Origin of the sequence: Solibacillus daqui, from assembly GCF_028747805.1 — a bacterium.
Taxonomy (GTDB): domain Bacteria; phylum Bacillota; class Bacilli; order Bacillales_A; family Planococcaceae; genus Solibacillus; species Solibacillus daqui.
This window is the reverse complement of record NZ_CP114887.1, coordinates 2,131,880-2,148,481: the sequence shown is the minus strand read 5'-3', so window position 1 is coordinate 2,148,481 and position 16,602 is coordinate 2,131,880. Positions and strand designations below refer to the sequence as shown.

Genomic DNA, 16,602 nt, shown 5'->3' with positions numbered 1-16,602 from the left:
AGTGGAATAATTAATAAATTGTATTTACTCCCAATCAAATATTAATGAAATGTTCGTAAATGTGTATGTTTAGCGAGGCAATATAAATATTATTAGAATTATTGCATAATTTATCTTAACATGGTACACTTATGTCAATTTCATAGTCTTATCAAGAGAAGTTGAGGGATTTGGCCCGTTGACGCTTCAGCAACCTCTAACATGGCGTTAGAAAGGTGCTAATTCCAGCAAGGGACTTCCCTTGGCAGATAAGTTCGGTTTAATAGCCTCTCATTTCTGTTTACGCTGGAAATGAGGGGCTTTTTGATTTATATAAAATGAAGAAAATTAGGGGGAACAAGAGATGCCAATTAATATTCCGAAAAGTTTGCCTGCTGGCGAGCTTTTAAGACAAGAGAAAATTTTCGTGATGGAAGAGGACCGTGCGAAAACACAACAAATCCGACCATTAAATATTTTGGTGTTTAACTTAATGCCTGAAAAAGAGAAAACGGAGCTACAGTTATTACGTTTACTAGGGAATACGCCACTTCAAGTGGATGTTACATTTTTAAATACGGCTACCTATGAATCGAAAAATGTGTCAAAATCGCATTTGGATACATTTTATCAAACATTTGATGAAATTAAGCACCGTCGCTATGATGGTTTAATCATCACAGGTGCGCCGGTTGAAAAGATGGAATTTGAAGAAGTTGGCTATTGGCAAGAGATTACGAAGGTAATGGATTGGGCAGAGAAAAATGCAACATCGATTATGTACATCTGTTGGGGCGCACAAGCAGCGTTATACCATCACTTTGGCATTGGTAAGTTTGAACTTCCGAAAAAATGTTCGGGCGTTTATTCGCATGTTATAACCGATTTAACAGTTGATTTAGTGCGAGGTTTTAGTGATGAATATGTAGCACCGCATTCACGACATACGACTGTGTCTATTGATGAAGTAAGAGCGCATCCTGATTTACGCTTACTTAGCTATTCAGATGATGCTGGGGTATTTATTGCGCAATCGAAAAATAATAAACATATTATGATTACAGGGCATCTTGAATATGATGCAACGACGCTATCTGACGAATTTTTCCGCGATATTGCAAAGGATCCAGAAAATACGGAAGTTCCGGTTAATTACTTCCCAAATAATGACCCACAACAAGCACCTAAAAATGTTTGGCGTGCACACTCGCATTTATTATTTTACAATTGGTTAAATTACTACGTTTACCAAGAAACACCGTATGATTGGCATTTTGTAGATGAGCAAATTGAGTTTCACATTTAACTTGCTTCAGCATTCATCCTTTATTAAGCGGGTTCAAACTTTGGCTGAATAGATGAACTTATGCTAAGTGCGCCGCATCGTGCGGCAAAGCCTAAGTGGCCAACATCGTGTTGGCCCAAAGCCTCTGGCAGATGTCACTGATTTTTTGAGGGATTTTTCGAGCAAGCTCAAAAAAATCTGGACGCACTTACACCGAGGCGTAAGTGATATATCTAATTCGCAGCTCAGACGAATTGAAATGTACGCAAGATGGGTACATACTCATTCAATTCGTTTGAGTGCGATTTTAATTATTCGCTTATTTTACCGCAACCCAAGCGCGGTCTCGTTCGATTTGTAAGCTTATTTCACGACCGAAAAACTCGCTTAAAACTGGTTCGATTAAAATTTGCTCACGCATACCAGCAGCGACGTCTTTTCCATCTTTCATCAATAAAACATGATTAAAGCATGGCAATATTTCTTCTACATGATGTGTTACATAGATGAGTGTTGGGCAGTTGTCACGACGTGCGATTTGTTCGATAGTTTGTAGTAGATTTTCTCGTTCAATGATATCTAAGCCACCACAAGGTTCATCTAAAATTAGGATTTCAGGATCGGAAATAATTGCGCGTGAAATCTGAACCCGTTGACGTTCGCCTTGTGATAAATATTCGAATGTTTTATTCGCCAAGTGATCACAGTTAAAATGCTTCATAATCCGCACTGCTTCTTCAATTTCCGCTTCACTAACTTCCTCAAATAAGCGTAATGCACCAAATTTGCCGCTTAAAACAATTTCAATGGCATTATCCTGCCAGTTTAAATTATCAATCATTGCATTGCTGACCCAACCAATTCGACGACGTAGCTTTGGGATATATGTCTCCCCGTAGGTTTCGCCTAACACTTGAACTTTTCCTTCGTTTGGCCATATGTAGCCATTAATGACCTTTAATAAAGTCGTTTTGCCAGAGCCATTTAAGCCTAAAATTGCCCAATGCTGATTTTTTTCGACATGCCAATTCAATTGATGTAAAATACGCTTTTCATTACGGTAAAGTTCTATGTTTTCGATATGTATCATATGAATACACCTCCAATTTAACTATGCACCTTTTTGATTGAAACGAAAAGTATTTTTTGAATTTTCTAGTTAATTATGGAGATGATGGTAATCATTAAGGAAAAAGAAAAAGGCTAGCATGAATTTAGTGATACACCGCATTCAAGCTAGCCAATTAAATATATATTAGCGCTAATTTTAAGGAATCATTTACACATCAAGTTAACTATAATCAATCCCTTAACTCATTATAAAACAGCACTTTCCATACCAGAAGCACGGAAAAATAGTTTTTCATTTAATCGTAATGCCCATTGAACAACTGGCCCTAAACCAAATGCCATAAAGACGGTACCTACACCAACAGGACCACCTAATAAAAAACCAATAACTGCAACTGTAACTTCCATCGTTGTTCGCGCACGGTTAACAGTCCAACCGAAGCGACGGACAAGCAATAACATCAATGTGTCACGTGGGCCAATCCCTAAATTTGCAACCATATACATCCCACAACCAAAGCCTAAAAGAACAATGCCAATGACAAATGCTAATGTTTGTTCAAATAGATTATGTAGATCGGGTAGTGTGTATAAAAAGATATCGACAAAAATCCCTGCTAAAAACATATCTAAATATGTTCCGATTTTCGGTAAACGTTTAGTAAAAATTGCATCAATCGCTAAAATGGTTAGGCCTATAATAATCGACCATGTTCCTACGGTTAAGCCTAAGTTCTTCTGTAAGCCAATGTGAAGCACGTCCCAAGAGCCAACGCCTAGAATTTGCCCCTTAATTGTTAATGCGATGCCAAGTGATAAAATAATAATGCCGGTAATAAAAAATACGCAGCGCCAATAAAAACCCTGTTTTACATTCAATTGTAATCCCTCATTGTTCATAAAATTCGACTTGTTTATTATAACGAGTCAAAATGCCAAAACAGGGATTACAATATATTTGAAAAATTTAAACTATTTTTCGTAGGTATAACTTAGTTCATCAGTATTCGTATCAACATTTACAATTAAATGATGCGCATTGAAAAACCATTCATCTGCCTTTTCAATATAAAAATGAATGCTGTCTACCACAGTTTCAACACCAATTTCATGTGGTTGTTCGCGATTCATACCAAGTGAAAACCCCTCGTGAAATGGAGAAGAGCCTCCGTATCGTGCATAAAAGCGAATATAATCTCCAGATTCTGCTTCCATTTCTTGCTTGAACCAACCGATTGCTTCTTTTGATAGTTTAATTTCCATGTGATTCACCTCAAAATTCTTTTTGGCGTAAAACTTCCAGTGCACATTCATTATAACGATAAAAAAAGCATGCTGAAAGTTTTTTCACTTCCAGCACGCAATATCAATTACGCCTCGGCGTAATTGCATCCAGATTTTTTCAAGCTCGGGCCACAGGACGTGGGTCAGTCAGCCGTTGTCACACGATGTGGCGTCCTTAGCCTAAGTACCTCTATTCAGCTGGGGTTTGATCCCCACTGAAGCAAGTTAAAAGCCTTTAATTTTTGGTTCTGTACCATTTATGATTCGTTTAATGTTCTCACGATGGCGGTAGAAAATAAAACTAGCCAAAAATGAGATTAAAATAAATAAGGCAAAGTTACCCGTTACAATCCAGTAAATAGTAACATAAATCATCGCAGCCGTTGCGGTAATCATTGAAGTTAAGCTTACCATTTTTGTTGTTTTTAATGAGATTAAAAATACAGCTAATAACACTAAAAATAAGGGTAAGTTATAGCCCAAAATAACACCTGCACTTGTTGCGACTGCTTTACCGCCACGGAACTTTGCGAAAATAGGGAACATATGGCCCGCTACTGCGATAATCCCTAAAGTAAGAGGATGCACCGTGCTATCTGCGAATATTGGTAATAGTGGCAATAGAACAGCAGCTGTCCCTTTTAAAATATCAATCAGCATGACAGCAATACCAGGTTTTTTACCTAATACGCGAAATGTATTTGTCGTTCCTAAGTTACCACTGCCTTGCTGGCGAATGTCTGTTTTGTAAAAAATTTTTCCGATCCATAAAGCCGATGGAATCGAACCGATTAAATAAGCACAAATAATAATAAAAGCGTTAAACAAGAGTTGTGCTCCTTTCGAAATTCAGAATTATTAGTTGGTACTAATAGTATGTAATGAATATTTTACACCGTTTTCAATTAGAAGAAAAGAAGAAATAAAAAATGGATATGAGAGATAATATGTATACGGCTAAAACATTCAGTGAAAAAATAAATATGCAATTGATAATATAACGTATTGAAAAGTAATACAACATTTTTTATTTATCTATGTCAATTTACCGAATCCAATGAAATTTACAGGAAAATAGTTACATTTAGAGAAAAAGTATTAGAGGATATGCTTTTAAAGGGACATTTTTGATGATACAATTAGTCTTTGCAAAGACTAAAAAACCGCTCCAAACATTGACAGAGTGCGATTTTGGCGGTACGATTAGATAGAAATAGAACGTTTGTTTGTATTTTTGGAGGGGATTACATTTGGTAAAAAACCAAACGGGTGTTTCTTATAATGAAGATGCCATTCAAGTATTAGAAGGTTTAGAAGCCGTACGAAAACGACCAGGGATGTATATTGGTTCAACTGATAGCCGAGGTCTTCACCACTTAGTTTATGAAATTGTAGATAATGCTGTGGATGAAGCACTTGCAGGATTTGGGAATCATATCATCGTGAAAATTCATGAAGATAATAGTATTAGTGTACGTGATCACGGTCGCGGAATGCCTACTGGGATGCATAAAATGGGTAAGCCGACGCCTGAAATTATTTTCACCGTGCTTCATGCCGGTGGTAAATTTGGTCAAGGAGGCTATAAAACAAGTGGCGGGTTACACGGTGTGGGTTCATCGGTCGTAAATGCCCTGTCTACGTTTTTAGAAGTAACGATTCATCGTGATGGACAAATATATAAACAACGTTTCGAAAACGGTGGAAAGCCTGCTACTTCGTTAGATATTATCGGAAAAACAAAAGAAAACGGTACATTAGTTCATTTCTTACCAGACCCAACGATTTTTTCAGTAACGAAATATAATTACGATACATTAGCAGAGCGTTTACGTGAGTCTGCATTTTTATTAAAAGGCTTAAAAATTGAGCTTATTGATGAGCGCGGTGAAGGTAAGCACGAGATTTTCCATTACGAAAGCGGTATCGAGGCATTCGTCACGTATTTAAACGAAGAAAAAGATGTATTGCATCCAGTCAAATATGTTGAAGGTGATTTGCAAGAAATAGAGGTTGAATTTGCGTTCCAGTTTAACGATGGTTATTCTGAAACGATTTTGTCATTCGTAAATAACGTACGTACGCGTGATGGAGGTACCCATGAAACAGGTGCTAAAGCAGCTATGACACGTGTATTTAACGATTATGCACGAAAAATAGGCTTGCTAAAAGAAAAAGATAAAAACCTAGAAGGCGCTGATATTCGCGAAGGCTTAACTGCGATTGTTTCCGTTCGAATACCCGAGCACTTATTACAATTCGAAGGGCAAACGAAAGGTAAGCTAGGTACTTCCGAAGCGCGATCAGCCGTGGATACCGTTGTTTCTGAAAAGCTTATGTATGTACTGGAAGAAAACGCTGAATTATCATCTTCTCTTGTTCGTAAAGCAATCCGTGCACAACAAGTTCGTGAAGCAGCGCGTAAAGCACGTGATGATGCACGTAACGGCAAAAAGAAAAAATCGAGCACGTTATTGTCAGGGAAATTAACGCCTGCACAATCAAAAAATGCAGCGAAAAACGAGCTCTATTTAGTAGAGGGTGACTCTGCCGGTGGTTCGGCAAAGCAAGGGCGTGACCGTACGTTCCAAGCGATTTTACCACTGCGCGGAAAAGTTATTAACACGGAAAAAGCAAAGCTCCAAGACATTATGAAAAACGAAGAGATTTCGACGATTATTCATACAATCGGTGCTGGTGTTGGTGCTGATTTTACAGTAGAAGATGCGGCATATGACAAAGTCGTGATTATGACCGATGCCGATACGGATGGTGCGCATATCCAAGTGTTACTATTAACATTCTTCTATCGTTACATGCGACCATTAATCGAGGCCGGCAAAGTATATATCGCGTTACCACCTCTTTATAAAGTGTCAAAAGGCTCTGGTAAAAAGCAAGAACTTGAATATGCTTGGACTGAAAATGAACTAGATGCAGCGATAAAAAAAATCGGTAAAGGCTATGTCATCCAACGCTATAAAGGTCTTGGTGAAATGAACGCTGACCAATTATGGGACACAACGATGAATCCAGAAACTCGTACGTTAATTCGTGTAAAAATCGAAGACGGAGCACGTGCAGAACGCCGTGTGACAACGTTAATGGGTGATAAGGTAGAGCCGCGCCGTAAATGGATTGAAACAAATGTCAACTTCGGCATGGAAGAGGATGCAAGCATTTTAGAAAATGAATTCATCCAGCATGAGGAGGTTAGTGACAAATGAGCTCTGTAGAAAAATTTCAAGATTTACCATTAGAAGAAGTCATGGGTGACCGTTTTGGTCGCTATTCAAAATATATTATCCAAGACCGTGCGTTACCAGATACACGTGACGGATTAAAACCAGTTCAACGCCGCATATTATTTGCAATGTTTAACGAAGGCAACACGAATGACAAGCCGTTCCGTAAATCAGCAAAAACAGTTGGTAACGTAATCGGTAACTACCATCCACACGGAGATTCGTCTGTATATGATGCGATGGTGCGTATGAGTCAGGACTGGAAAAGTCGTCATATGTTAGTCGAAATGCACGGTAATAACGGCTCGGTTGATGGAGACCCACCAGCTGCAATGCGTTATACGGAAGCCCGTTTATCATCTATTGCTAGCGAGCTATTACGTGATTTAAACAAGGATACAGTTGATTTTGTTCCAAACTTCGATGATCAGGACATGGAGCCAACTGTATTACCATCACGTTTCCCTAATCTATTAGTAAACGGGGCAACAGGGATTTCAGCTGGTTACGCGACGGATATTCCACCACATAACTTAGAAGAAGCACTGGATGCGGTGCTAATGCGTTTAGATAATAAAAACTGTACGGTTGACGAGCTGATGACTGTTATTAAAGGGCCAGATTTCCCGACAGGCGGGATTATTCAGGGGCTTGACGGGATTAAAAAAGCATACGAAACAGGTAAAGGCAAAATTATTGTGCGCTCTCGTACTGAAATTGAACAGTTAAAGGGCAATAAAGAGCAAATCGTCATTACCGAAATTCCGTTTGAAGTGAATAAAGCAAATATGATTCGTAAGATGGACGAGTTACGTGTTAGTGACCGCCGTTTAGATGGCATTTCTGAAATTCGAGATGAATCAGACCGAGAAGGACTACGTATTGTTATTGAATTGAAAAAAGACGTACAAGCACAGGGAATTCTCCATTTCTTATTAAAATCAACGGACTTACAAGTATCGTACAACTTTAATATGATTGCAATCCATAATCGCCGTCCAATGATGATGACATTACCGTTGATGCTTGATGCCTACATCGACCACCAAAAAGAAATCGTACGCCGTCGTACAGCATTTGATTTAAAACGTGCTAAGGACCGTTTACATATTGTCGAAGGGTTAATGAAGGCATTATCGATTTTAGATCAAGTCATTGAAACCATTCGTGCGTCAAAAGACAAACGCGATGCCAAAAATAATATTATCGACAAATTTGGTTTTACAGAAGTGCAAGCTGAAGCGATTGTGAGTTTACAACTGTACCGCTTAACTAATACCGATATTACACAGCTCGAAGAAGAGCAAGACGAACTGAACAAGCAAATTGTGAAGTTTACTGCGATTTTAGAGGATGAGAAGAAATTGATTCGTGTTATTAAAACGGAGCTTGCCGACATTAAAAAACGCTTTGCTTCACCACGTCGTTCTATAATTGAAGCTGAAATTGAAGAAATTAAAGTAACACGAGATGTATTAGTACCAAGTGAAGAAGTTGTTGTAACGGTAACAAAAGATGGCTATGTCAAACGTACAAGCCTGCGCTCACATAACGCGTCAAATGGTAAAGATTTTGCAATGAAGGAATCTGATTATCTCTTATACGAAGCGCATTCCAATACGCAGCATCACTTACTGCTATTTACAAATCGAGGCAATTATATTTATCAGCCGGTGCATGAATTACCGGATATTCGTTGGAAAGATTTAGGCCAGCACATTTCAAGTATTGTGCCGCTCGAGCAAAACGAAGAAATCATTGAAGTCATTGGCATTGAGACGTTTGAACAAAAAGATATTTACGTCTTTACGGCAACTAAAGATGGTCAAATTAAGCGTTCAGCGCTAGCAGATTACGTTGTAACTCGTTATTCGAAGCCAATTAAGACAATGAACCTAAAAGGCGATGACGAGATGATTTTCGCCCAACTTGTGACGGAAAATGAAGAAGTATTATTATCTACGAATACAAGCTATACTATTCGCTTCCCGATGAATGATTTACCTGTTACTGGTGTAAGAACTGCCGGTGTGAAAGGGATGGTTATTAAAGAAGGCGAACAGTTGGCTGGTGTAGTTATTTTAAACCCTGAGCAAGATCAAGAGTTAATCATTGTGACGCAGCGCGGTGCTGTTAAGCGTATGCTTGTTGGAGAAATTGAATTAGGCAACCGTGCGAAACGCGGCGTGGTGATTTTAAAAGAGTTAAAAACAAATCCACATCGCATTTACACAATTTTAGTTGTCAACTTTAGAAATACGATTACAATCGAAACAGAAAAAGGTGTACAAGAGTCCATTGCTGTGACGAATTTAACGCGTGCTGACCGTTACTCAAATGGTTCGTTACGTATTGATACTGATGGTGACGGTGCCATTATCCGCGCATTTGTGGAGAAAATGGAGTAACATATAAATTTAATAAAGTTGAAGAACTTTTAAAATGTCGCTATGCTATTCGATGGCTATGACCTAAAAATTGATAAAGCAAACAATCACTGATATATCAACGATTGTTTGCTTTTCTTTTGCCTCCAATTCTCCGCAAGTAAAGAATTTTCTTATACACTTAAGTAAGTGGTGATCAATTTACCTCTTAAGGCATTATTTCGGATCAGAACCAATATATCAAATGGGGATTATTCTCTACTACTGAATACAATTATGTGTTATTTTGACAAAGTATACATTCATTACTAAACCTTCCAAATCGAAATACATAAAAAATTTTAAAAAAATTTAAGCCAAATTACCTTCCCGTTTGTCTAATAGATGTACAACCAAAACGAAAGGAGGAATTAAGATGAAACTTGAACGTTTAGTAAAGAAAGCACAAAAAGGAAATGATAAAGCTTACTTAATGCTTTTCCAGCAATACGAAGCAGATATTTATCGAATGGCTTATGTTTATGTAAAAAATAAAGAAGATGCATTAGATCTTGTACAAGAAGTGGCCTATCATTCTTTTAAGAAAATCAGTACATTGGAAAAGCCAGAATATATCAAGACATGGCTTATGAAAATTACGATTAATTGTGCATTGAACTTAATCAATAAAAATAAAAAGGTAATCCCACTAAATGTAGACTTTGAAGTGTTTACAGGGTCAGAAGATAAAGATATTGCACTTACATTGTCTTTACATAAGTTGATTGATACTTTGAAAGAGGATGAGAAGAGCGTCATTTTACTAAAATATTACGATGATCGTACATTAAAGGAAATTTCAGAGATATTAGATATCCCACTTGGAACTGCAAAGTCAGTGTTATACCGCGCTTTAGATAAACTTCGCCAAAATTTAAAGGAGGTAGATAATTATGCATAACCATCTTAAGGGAGAGTTATCAAAAATCGAAATCCCATTGGAGATTCATGAAAGAAGTAAACAGGGCATTACGAAAGCAAAATCTGAAATGAGTGGCAAAATGAATCGTTTTTTTAAAAAACGATTGGCTATAGCGGTAATTTCGGCTTGTTTAATGGTTCCAACCGGTGTATTTGCTTATCAAGCGTTATTGGCCGATGATTTATATGGTTCGTTTGATAATCTCAAAAAACATGTAGCAAGTGTAACTATGGAGGGCTACTTATTATTTGACGCAAAACTGAATCAAGCAAAAGGTGATCTAAGTAAAGAAGAATTTAAGCAATTTAAAGAGTTATTAAATGTATTTACAAGTGCAAAACTTGAATATGGTGATAACAATGGAAATATAGATTATTCTCAAGTCCCTACAGAATCATTTGAAAAAATTAAAGTAGCTATGTACGAAATTCAAGCATACTTTGATAAATTAAATGGACTCCCATCAAGCAAAGAGGTTTTAACAGCTGAAGAATTTGAAAAATACATTCAAGCCCTGATGACCTATGAATCAATTATGGCAAAAGCAGGAGTATCAAGTGTTCCTGAGATCGGGGTAATTCCTACAGAGCTGCAAGAGGAATTCTCTGAAGCGCAACAATACTTAATTTATGTGAATGAAAAACAAATTGGAAACTGAATTAATGATAGATGACAGTGAAAAAAAGTTTGATTAAAATAGTCTCACCTCTTTAGATTTTTTAGAGGTGAGATGTTTTTTATTGGATAATTATGTTAATATCACTTTATAAATGTAAAGAAATATACTTAAACTAACGAAGTAGTTTTCTTGAAGAAGGAACATATAGCAAAGAATATGCGAGAAAGGAGTGAGCTTAAATGGACAATATTAATATTAGGGGAGGTATCATTAATGACAAAAATAATAATGGAAGATTGCATAGTGAATAACATACCAATTTTGAGTATTTATCAAAGTGAATTAAAGAAATGCCCATTAATCTTTTTTCTTCATGGATATGGAGGAGATTGTGAGCAAGGATTAGATTTTGGATATATGCTAGCAAAAAAAGGGTTTTATTATGTTAGTATCGACTGCAAAGACCATGGTATGAGGGAAACGAACACCGAAACTAACAAATTTTCTAAAGTATTTCCACCAGATACTGGACTTGATTCTTATGTTCATATGCATGAAGTAATAGAACAGTCTGCATTCGATATACAAAGTCTCATTGAATATTTTAAAAGTAGAGATGAGATTGATAAGAATAATATAGGAATATCAGGTTTTTCTATGGGAGGGTATGCAACATTTTATATCGCAGCTAATAACCCTGATATAAAAGTAGCGGTTCCAATAGCTGGAAAGCCAGCTTTTACAAAAGCATGGAAAGATAGTATCCTTTCAACTGGTACTTATGAACAATGGAGAGAACCGATTCAAAATGCAGAAAAAGAAATAGCAAGAAGAACAGATTACTTCCAAATGATAGATCCATATGAAAAATTGAGTAATTATTCACCAAAACCATTACTAATTATCAATGGTGATCAAGATACAGATTCACTATTTACTTATTCATTAGAACTCTATGAAAAGTTGTTACCATTGTATGCTGAACAGCCAGAAAATCTTCGACTTAGCATGCCTTTTGTCAATCACCAATTTAATTATTATATGAAGCTTGAAGCTTGCAATTGGTTTGAAAAGCATCTTGGTAATCATTAATAGGATACTATTTTGATAAACCTTATTGTACTAACAGGGCTTTTGACACGAACTGATTCACAATTTACGTACGACCTATCCGCGAAAACACTTATTACATGAAATATTAAATGATTTATTATATAGAAAACCGAGTAAGAGCGTTTATGTCGCTTTTACTCGGTTATTTTGGTTTGCTATATGGGATTTTCAATTCCTTACTCAGAAACATCACAAAATTCTTCTGGTACTTCGAACTAATTTAAAATCGCTCTTAACAGAGGATATTCGTGCACTGGATGGTAATGTAGTGTTTAATTGTTCATTTGAGAAAGAATTACGTTCGAAACGCCAAACTCCGCACATAATCCCATTTTGCCTCAGATGATAGCACAATATTATTTTGCTTAATCGCACCGAGTTCAAAGCTCGAACGATCCTCTGCAATGATAAATTGAAAAATCAGTTGCTGCTTACCGTGTGTACCTGTGAATTGTACGACATGCTCACCTTTACGCGCGGTAAAGTATTCCCAATAGGTCAGTTCATAATAATCGGCAAAGACATCGCCAATGATTTTTCCTTCAGTAAGGGGGAGTTGCTGCGCTTTAATGAAATCAATATATGGCGAGTCGGTTTCAATTTCTGAAGCTGTTAGTACATAGCCAACTATACAGCCCATAATGACAACGCAAATCAATACACGAACATGCTGTCCAAAAGTCAACCTGATCACTTCCTTCATCTAAAAAGAATAGGGGAGAGAACGCTTATAAATGGTTAAAAAAATCAGCTTCTAACAGATGTTAGAAGCTGATATAGTTTGTCCAAAAAATTGGAGGTTCTTAGTGAGAAACGTCTTGTACCGAGATACCTGTTTGCGCTTTTACTTCAACTTCACGGTATTTCGCTTCGTCAGTTTCTTTCGATAATAATGTACCAATTAATCCACCTAGGAAACCAAGTGGTACTGAGATAATCGCTGGGTTTGTTAACATAATTAATGGCTCACCAACGAAAATTGCTTTACCTGCCTCTGGGTTCCAAACGTTTGGAGAAATTGCTACTAAAACTAATGCAGAAATTAAACCAGTTAACATTGCAGTTACTGCACCATTTGTGTTGAATTTTTTCCAGTAAATTGTGTAGATAATTACTGGTAAGTTTGCAGAACCTGCGATACAGAATGCTAATGATACTAAGAATGCAACGTTTAATGTTTGTGCACCTAATGCTAATAAAATAGAGATTACAGAGATAATGATAGAACCGATACGAGCAGCCTTAACCGCTTCTTTTTCAGTGATTTTACCTTTTTTAATGATTTGACCATAAATGTCATGTGATAATGCTGATGCACCTGAAAGTACTAAACCAGCTACTACCGCTAAGATTGTCGCGAATGCTACAGCACACACGAATGAGAATAAAATGTCGCCACCAAGTGCTTGTGCAAGAAGTGGGGCAGCCATGTTACCAGCAGGGTTTGCCGCTACGATTGCCTCTTTACCTACGAATGCCGCAGCACCGAAGCCTAAGAAGATTGTTAATACGTAGAACAGACCTACAATCCAAGTAGCCCAAATTACTGAAGAACGAGCTGTTTGCGCATCTTTTACTGTGAAGAAACGCATTAAGATGTGCGGAAGACCCGCTGTACCAAGTACTAACGCGATAAGCACTGAGATTGTATCAATACCGTTCGAGTAACGTAAACCTGGATTTAAGTATGCTGCGCCATGCTCTGTTTCCGTCGCCATTTGCGTGAACATGTTCGCGATAGAGAAGTCGAATTTTGCTAATACTAAGAATGAAATAATAACTGTACCAATCATTAATAAACAAGCTTTAATAATTTGTACCCAAGATGTTGCAGTCATACCACCGAATAATACGTAAATTGTCATCATGACACCAACTAGAAGAACGGCCATCCAATATTCAATACCTAATAATAATTGGATTAAAGCACCTGCACCTACTAATTGTGCAATCATGTAGAATAATACGATTGTAATTGTAGATAATGCCGCTGTACCACGAACTTTTGCTTTGTCGAAACGAGCAGTGATCATATCTGCTAAAGTGAAACGACCTAAGTTACGTAATGGCTCAGCAACGATGTAAAGAACTACTAAATAGGCTACTAAGTAACCGATAGAGAAGAAGAATCCATCGAAACCGAATAATGCGATTGAACCAGCGATCCCTAAGAATGAAGCTGCTGATAAGTAGTCACCCGCGATAGCTAGACCATTTTGCCAACCAGTTAAACCTCCACCGGCTGTATAGAAATCAGATGCACTTGATGTACGTTTAGATGCCCACCAAGTAATAATTAATGTTAAACCTACGATTGCAACGAAGAAGAATATAGCTGTGAAACTCATTTCGCACGGCCTCCTTCATACTCTGCAATAATATCTTTTGCATCTGAGTCGTATTTGTTTGCTTTTGCAACGTAGAAGTGAGCTAAGCCCCAAGTCATAATAAATAACCCAGCTGAATAAACCCAAACCCAAGTGATATCGCCAATTGCTTTTTGGTGAAGAATGTCTGTGTATGACGTTAAAATCGGTAATAACATATAAAGTGCTAGGAAAATAAATGTCATAGTCCACAGAAATGAATTTTTCTTTTTCGCTAATTGCTGGAAAGAAGGCTGTGAAGCAATTTTGTCATAATCAATGACTGGTTTTTTGTTTTTTTCCATAAACATACCCCCAATTGTGTTTATTTTTTCTACTTTATGTGTGCAAAATTCTCTTTCAAGGATTTTACATTTTCATTCTATTTTAGCTGTAACAAAATTGCAATACTTTTTCTGAAAATTATGCAAAAAAATTTTTTCTAAAAATAAGTTTAAGAGAGAAAATATAGTGCATTAACAACTAAAAAAACGCAATTTTCATGTTATATATCAGTGGTAAACCTTGATGTATCAACTTTTTCAAAATTATAGGGAGAGAACATTTTTGCTTTTTCGAGAAATTTTAGTACAGAATTATTATTCAAATTTTGTCACAATAATAAATTTAATAAAGCGAATTGTTTTACAAGAAAACAATTTTTCTCCTAATTATTGTAAATTTACTGCAATAAAAAAGAGAAAAAGTAGGGGGTAAAACCTACTTTTTCTCTAGAAATTAGTGTGATACGTCTTGTACTGAAACTCCTGTATGTGCTTTTACGCGAATTTCTTTGTAAATACGCTCTGCTTCAGCTTGTTCTACTTTGCTAGCTGTTAATACGGATCCTAAGTAGCCTGCAAAGAAGCTAAGTGGAATAGTAATAATTGCTGGTACTGCTAGATTTACTAATGGTTCACCTACGAAAATAGCGTTACCAGTTGGGCTCCAGATGTTTGGACCCATTGCACCTAATACTAAACATGATACTAAACCTGTAACCATGGCCGCAACGGCACCGTTTGAATTGAATTTTTTCCAGTAAATTGTGTATAGAATTACTGGTAAGTTTGCAGATGCCCCGATACAGAAGGCGAATGATACTAAGAATGATACGTTTAAGCTTTGTGCGAATAACGCTAAAATGATTGACACAATCGCAATTGAAATTGATCCGATACGCGCAGCTAAAACTTGTTGTTTTTCAGTTAATTTACCATCATTTAAAATTTCACCATATATATCATGTGAAATGGCAGACGCACCTGTTAATACTAAGCCTGATACTACTGCTAAAATTGTTGCAAAGGCTACTGCACAAATAAATGATAATAAAATGTTACCACCTAAAAATTCAGCAAGTAATGGCGCGGCTGTATTCCCCGCAGCATTTTCTGCTTTAATCGCATCAATCCCTACGAAGTGCATTGCACCAAAACCTAAGAAAATTGTTAATGAGAAGAAAATCGCCGTAATCCAAGTTGTCCAAGAAATAGACGCACGCGCTGTTTTTGCATCTTTTACTGTAAAGAAGCGCATTAAAATATGTGGTAATCCTGATGTACCTAAAACTAAAGCTAACATCATTGATACAGAATCAATAGAAGAAGTGTACTTAATTCCTGGTACTAAATATTCTTCACCATAATTTGTGCTAATTGTGTCAAACATGTTTACTAAATTAAAATCAAATTTAGCAAATACTAAAAAGGCTAATAGGGTAGTACCGAATAATAGTAAACCCGCTTTAATAATTTGAACCCAAGATGTAGCCGTCATACCACCGAATAATACGTAAGTTGTCATCATCACACCTACGATTAATACCGCCATCCAGTATTCAATTCCGAATAATAACTTGATAAGTGCCCCAGCACCTACTAATTGTGCAATCATATATAAAATAACGATAATAATTGTTCCTGTTGCCGCAACTCCACGAATACGTTTTTCATTGAAACGTGCTGTTAACATATCTGCTAATGTATAACGACCTAAGTTACGCATTGGTTCAGCGATAATATATAGTAGAACTAAGTTTGCTACTACATAACCAACTGAGAAAAAGAAACCATCAAATCCTGTTAAAGCAATCGCACCGGATACGCCTAAAAACGCTGCTGCTGATAAGTAGTCACCAGCAATCGCAAAACCATTTTGCCAACCTTTTAATCCACCGCCAGCTGTATAGAAATCACTTGCGGAAGAAGTTCGTTTCGCCGCTATATATGTAACGATTAATGTTAACCCTACAATTCCTAAGAAGAAACCAATAGAAACTAAATTCATGGA

At 36.8% G+C, this 16,602-nt stretch carries 14 protein-coding genes and 1 riboswitch; of the genes, 6 read left to right on the top strand and 8 right to left on the bottom strand.

Annotation, left to right across the window (positions count from 1 at the left end; translation table 11 throughout):
* The first annotated feature begins 145 nt into the window (after positions 1–145).
* A riboswitch (SAM riboswitch) is annotated at positions 146–255 on the top strand.
* 88 nt (positions 256–343) lie between these two features.
* On the top strand, positions 344–1,285 hold the full coding sequence (gene metA, locus O7776_RS10360; protein ID WP_274307003.1) for a homoserine O-acetyltransferase MetA: 942 nt from the start codon (positions 344–346) through the stop codon (positions 1,283–1,285).
* Positions 1,286–1,583: 298 nt separating this feature from the next.
* Here the strand turns inward: metA and O7776_RS10355 are convergent, their stop codons facing one another.
* From O7776_RS10355 to plsY, 4 genes are all read right to left on the bottom strand, one after another.
* Entirely contained in the window at positions 1,584–2,354 is a 771-nt protein-coding gene (locus O7776_RS10355) for an ABC transporter ATP-binding protein (RefSeq protein ID WP_274307002.1), read from the bottom strand.
* 227 nt (positions 2,355–2,581) lie between these two features.
* Positions 2,582–3,235, bottom strand: coding sequence for a YczE/YyaS/YitT family protein (locus O7776_RS10350; protein WP_337999439.1), 654 nt, complete (start codon positions 3,233–3,235; stop codon positions 2,582–2,584).
* Positions 3,236–3,307: 72 nt separating this feature from the next.
* Positions 3,308–3,598 (bottom strand): HesB/YadR/YfhF family protein, encoded by a 291-nt coding sequence (locus O7776_RS10345; RefSeq protein WP_274307000.1) that lies wholly within the window; start codon positions 3,596–3,598, stop codon positions 3,308–3,310.
* A gap of 246 nt (positions 3,599–3,844) precedes the next feature.
* Positions 3,845–4,447 (bottom strand): glycerol-3-phosphate 1-O-acyltransferase PlsY, encoded by a 603-nt coding sequence (gene plsY, locus O7776_RS10340; RefSeq protein WP_274306999.1) that lies wholly within the window; start codon positions 4,445–4,447, stop codon positions 3,845–3,847.
* A 422-nt stretch (positions 4,448–4,869) separates the two neighbouring features.
* Here plsY and parE point away from each other — a divergent pair, with 422 nt between their 5' ends.
* The 5 genes from parE to O7776_RS10315 all read left to right on the top strand — a co-directional run bounded on the left by parE (position 4,870) and on the right by O7776_RS10315 (position 11,923).
* Positions 4,870–6,846: a DNA topoisomerase IV subunit B gene (parE, locus tag O7776_RS10335; RefSeq protein ID WP_274306998.1), complete on the top strand. Its 1,977-nt coding sequence runs from the start codon at positions 4,870–4,872 to the stop codon at positions 6,844–6,846.
* Positions 6,843–9,272, top strand: coding sequence for a DNA topoisomerase IV subunit A (parC, locus tag O7776_RS10330; protein WP_274306997.1), 2,430 nt, complete (start codon positions 6,843–6,845; stop codon positions 9,270–9,272). The genes parE and parC overlap by 4 nt, the downstream gene beginning before the upstream one ends.
* Before the next feature lie 394 nt (positions 9,273–9,666).
* Positions 9,667–10,191: a sigma-70 family RNA polymerase sigma factor gene (locus tag O7776_RS10325; RefSeq protein ID WP_274306996.1), complete on the top strand. Its 525-nt coding sequence runs from the start codon at positions 9,667–9,669 to the stop codon at positions 10,189–10,191.
* The gene (locus tag O7776_RS10320) at positions 10,184–10,870 is read left to right on the top strand and encodes a DUF3600 domain-containing protein (protein ID WP_274306995.1); all 687 of its coding nucleotides are present in this window, start codon (positions 10,184–10,186) and stop codon (positions 10,868–10,870) included. The genes O7776_RS10325 and O7776_RS10320 overlap by 8 nt, the downstream gene beginning before the upstream one ends.
* Positions 10,871–11,047: 177 nt before the next feature.
* The gene (locus O7776_RS10315) at positions 11,048–11,923 is read left to right on the top strand and encodes an alpha/beta hydrolase family protein (protein WP_476661789.1); all 876 of its coding nucleotides are present in this window, start codon (positions 11,048–11,050) and stop codon (positions 11,921–11,923) included.
* A 316-nt stretch (positions 11,924–12,239) separates the two neighbouring features.
* Here O7776_RS10315 and O7776_RS10310 read toward each other — a convergent pair whose 3' ends face one another.
* From O7776_RS10310 to O7776_RS10295, 4 genes are all read right to left on the bottom strand, one after another.
* Positions 12,240–12,629 carry a hypothetical protein gene (locus tag O7776_RS10310; protein ID WP_274306993.1) on the bottom strand — a complete coding sequence of 130 codons (390 nt, stop codon included), beginning with the start codon at positions 12,627–12,629 and terminating at the stop codon, positions 12,240–12,242.
* Between the two features lie 118 nt (positions 12,630–12,747).
* Positions 12,748–14,292, bottom strand: coding sequence for a solute symporter family protein (locus O7776_RS10305; RefSeq protein ID WP_274306992.1), 1,545 nt, complete (start codon positions 14,290–14,292; stop codon positions 12,748–12,750).
* Positions 14,289–14,615, bottom strand: coding sequence for a DUF485 domain-containing protein (locus O7776_RS10300; protein WP_274306991.1), 327 nt, complete (start codon positions 14,613–14,615; stop codon positions 14,289–14,291). The genes O7776_RS10305 and O7776_RS10300 overlap by 4 nt, the downstream gene beginning before the upstream one ends.
* 433 nt (positions 14,616–15,048) lie before the next feature.
* A complete protein-coding gene (locus tag O7776_RS10295; protein WP_274306990.1) occupies positions 15,049–16,599 on the bottom strand; it encodes a solute symporter family protein in 1,551 nt (516 codons plus the stop codon).
* Positions 16,600–16,602: the final 3 nt, after the last annotated feature.

Bases quoted from the DNA above. Each gene is read 5' to 3' on its own strand.
- O7776_RS10305 (WP_274306992.1), bottom strand. From the start codon at position 14,292: ATGAGTTTCACAGCTATATTCTTCTTCGTTGCAATCGTAGGTTTAACA.
- O7776_RS10325 (WP_274306996.1), top strand. From the start codon at position 9,667: ATGAAACTTGAACGTTTAGTAAAGAAAGCACAAAAAGGAAATGATAAA.
- parC (WP_274306997.1), top strand. From the start codon at position 6,843: ATGAGCTCTGTAGAAAAATTTCAAGATTTACCATTAGAAGAAGTCATG.
- O7776_RS10350 (WP_337999439.1), bottom strand. From the start codon at position 3,235: ATGAACAATGAGGGATTACAATTGAATGTAAAACAGGGTTTTTATTGG.
- O7776_RS10355 (WP_274307002.1), bottom strand. From the start codon at position 2,354: ATGATACATATCGAAAACATAGAACTTTACCGTAATGAAAAGCGTATT.
- O7776_RS10315 (WP_476661789.1), top strand. From the start codon at position 11,048: ATGCGAGAAAGGAGTGAGCTTAAATGGACAATATTAATATTAGGGGAG.
- O7776_RS10345 (WP_274307000.1), bottom strand. From the start codon at position 3,598: ATGGAAATTAAACTATCAAAAGAAGCAATCGGTTGGTTCAAGCAAGAA.
- O7776_RS10300 (WP_274306991.1), bottom strand. From the start codon at position 14,615: ATGGAAAAAAACAAAAAACCAGTCATTGATTATGACAAAATTGCTTCA.
- O7776_RS10320 (WP_274306995.1), top strand. From the start codon at position 10,184: ATGCATAACCATCTTAAGGGAGAGTTATCAAAAATCGAAATCCCATTG.
- O7776_RS10295 (WP_274306990.1), bottom strand. From the start codon at position 16,599: ATGAATTTAGTTTCTATTGGTTTCTTCTTAGGAATTGTAGGGTTAACA.
- metA (WP_274307003.1), top strand. From the start codon at position 344: ATGCCAATTAATATTCCGAAAAGTTTGCCTGCTGGCGAGCTTTTAAGA.